This is a genomic window from Xenorhabdus sp. PB61.4 (genome assembly GCF_963894935.1).
GTDB lineage: Bacteria > Pseudomonadota > Gammaproteobacteria > Enterobacterales > Enterobacteriaceae > Xenorhabdus > Xenorhabdus stockiae.
This window is the reverse complement of record NZ_CAWQJR010000102.1, coordinates 1-2,419: the sequence shown is the minus strand read 5'-3', so window position 1 is coordinate 2,419 and position 2,419 is coordinate 1. Positions and strand designations below refer to the sequence as shown.

Genomic DNA, 2,419 nt, shown 5'->3' with positions numbered 1-2,419 from the left:
GGTGTTGGCGGCGATTTGGGGGGAATTGCTGGGCCTTGAGCAAGTCAGCCGACATGACAACTTCTTTATGCTGGGCGGGCATTCCCTGCTGGCGGTGCGGATGATTGAACGCCTGCGTCAGTTGGGGCGGGCGCTGGCGGTGCGTGACCTATTTCAGACACCGGTATTATTCCGTTTGGCACAGAGGTTGGGACAACACCGGGTCGTGGACGTTCCTGCTAACGTCATTACCTCTGATACGACGGAACTCACCCCAGAAATGTTGCCGCTGATAGACCTGACGCAGGCGGATATTGATCGTATTGTCGGGCATGTGCCGGGCGGGATGAGCAATATTCAGGACATTTATGCCCTGTCGCCCTTGCAGGACGGGATCTTATTCCACCATTTGCTGGCAAACGAGGGCGATCCGTACCTGTTGACTATTCAGAAGGAGTTTACGGACCGGGCCTTGCTGGAGCGGTATTTGTCGGCCATGCAGCAAGTAATCAATCGCCACGATATCCTGCGGACTGCCTTTATCTGGCAGGGGTTGTCTGTGCCGGCGCAGGTGGTCTGGCGTCAGGCCCCGTTATCGATCACTGAACTGACGTTAGATCCGGCAGACGGACCAGTCAGTGAGCAGCTGAGCCAGCGTTTTGATCCCCGCCATTATCGCCTGAACTTAAATGAGGCCCCGTTATTGCAATTTGTCATTACCCGGAACGCGGCGGGGTGTTGGGTCGTTCTGCAAATACTGCATCACCTGATTGGTGATCATACCACGCTGGAAGTCCTGTATCGTGAAATCCGGGCCTATCTGACGGGACAGGCGGCGACACTGCCAGCTCCGGTACCGTTCCGCAATCTGGTGGCGCAGGCCCGGTTGGGTATCAGTCAGGCCGCACACACCCGTTTCTTCACGGACATGCTGGCGGACGTAACAGAGCCGACCCTGCCATTTGGCTTGGCGGAGGTGCATCGTGACGGCTCGCAGGTGACGGAATTCCACCGGATGTTGCCTGCTGAGCTGAATCGCCGTCTGCGCCGTCAGGCCCGGCAGTGTGGCGTCAGTCTGGCGGCGTTGTGCCATCTGGCCTGGGCGCAGGTGTTGTCGCACACCAGCGGACAGGCAAACGTGGTGTTCGGCACCGTGTTGTTCGGGCGTATGGCGGCGGGAGAAGGGATGGATAGCGGGCTGGGGCTGTTTATTAATACCCTGCCGCTGCGGCTGGATATCGATAACACACCGGTGAGGGAAAGTGTACAGCAGGCCCATATCCGACTGGCCGGATTATTGGCGCATGAGCATGCATCACTGGCGCTGGCTCAGCGATGCAGCGGCATTGACAACGCGAGTCCGCTTTTTAGTGCCCTGCTGAACTATCGGCATAATGATATGTCCGCCTTCTCCGATGAAGGGGTAAACGGAATTGAATTTATGGGCGGGCAGGAGCGGACAAATTACCCCTTTGCGCTGTCGGTGGAAGATTATGGTGATTCGCTGGGGCTGACGGCACAGATGGTTCAGCCAATTGCACCGGAACGGGTCTGTGATTATATGCAGCAGGCGCTGGAAAGTCTGGCGGATGCGCTGGAACACGCCCCAGACAGGCCGGTTCGGGCGCTGGAAATTTTACCGGAAGCCGAACGTACCCTGTTGCTAACAACCTGGAATGCCACGGAAACACCGTACCCTGATACGGTGTGCATTCATCAGTTATTCGAACAGCAGGCAGAGAAAATCCCAGACGCCATTGCCTTGGTGTATGAAGACCAGACCGTCAGTTATGCCGAACTCAATGCCCGTGCCAACCGACTGGCCGGTCAGCTCATTGAACAGGGTATCCGTCCCGGTGAGCATGTGGCGCTGTTACTGGAACGTTCGGTGGCGCTGGTGGTCGCCCAACTGGCGGTACTCAAAGCTGGCGCGGTTTATGTGCCGATTGATCCGGGTGTGCCGGATGAGCGAAAACACTGGATGATACAGGATTGTACTGCCCGGTTGCTGCTCGCTGATATACGGGAGAATATCCCGGCTAACCTGACTGTGCCATTATTGCGTCTCTCGGACGAGGAAAAGACAAACCGTGGGCAAGATTGTCGTAATCCTGATTTGCCACGTTCCAGCACTGAGTCAGCGTATATCATGTATACCTCCGGCTCCACCGGCACGCCAAAAGGGGTACTGGTGCCGCATCGTGCAGTGATCCGGCTGGTCATCAATAATAATTATGCTCAAATAAAACCGGTTGACCGAGTCGCCTTTACGGCGAATCCGGCGTTTGATGCCAGCACGTTTGAGGTTTGGGCCCCGCTGCTGAACGGCGGGACATTGGTGGTGATTGACCGTACCACCTTATTGACCCCGCCGGCGTTAGTGCGGGCTTTACAGGTCCATCAGGTCACTATTCTGTGGCTGACCATTGGTCTGTTTAAC

At 56.6% G+C, this 2,419-nt stretch carries 1 protein-coding gene; it reads left to right on the top strand.

The window, feature by feature from the left end; all coding sequences use genetic code 11:
• Window positions 1-2,419 (top strand): AMP-binding protein (locus AACX68_RS06250; RefSeq protein WP_228860824.1); only part of this gene is annotated, 2,419 nt, incomplete at both ends.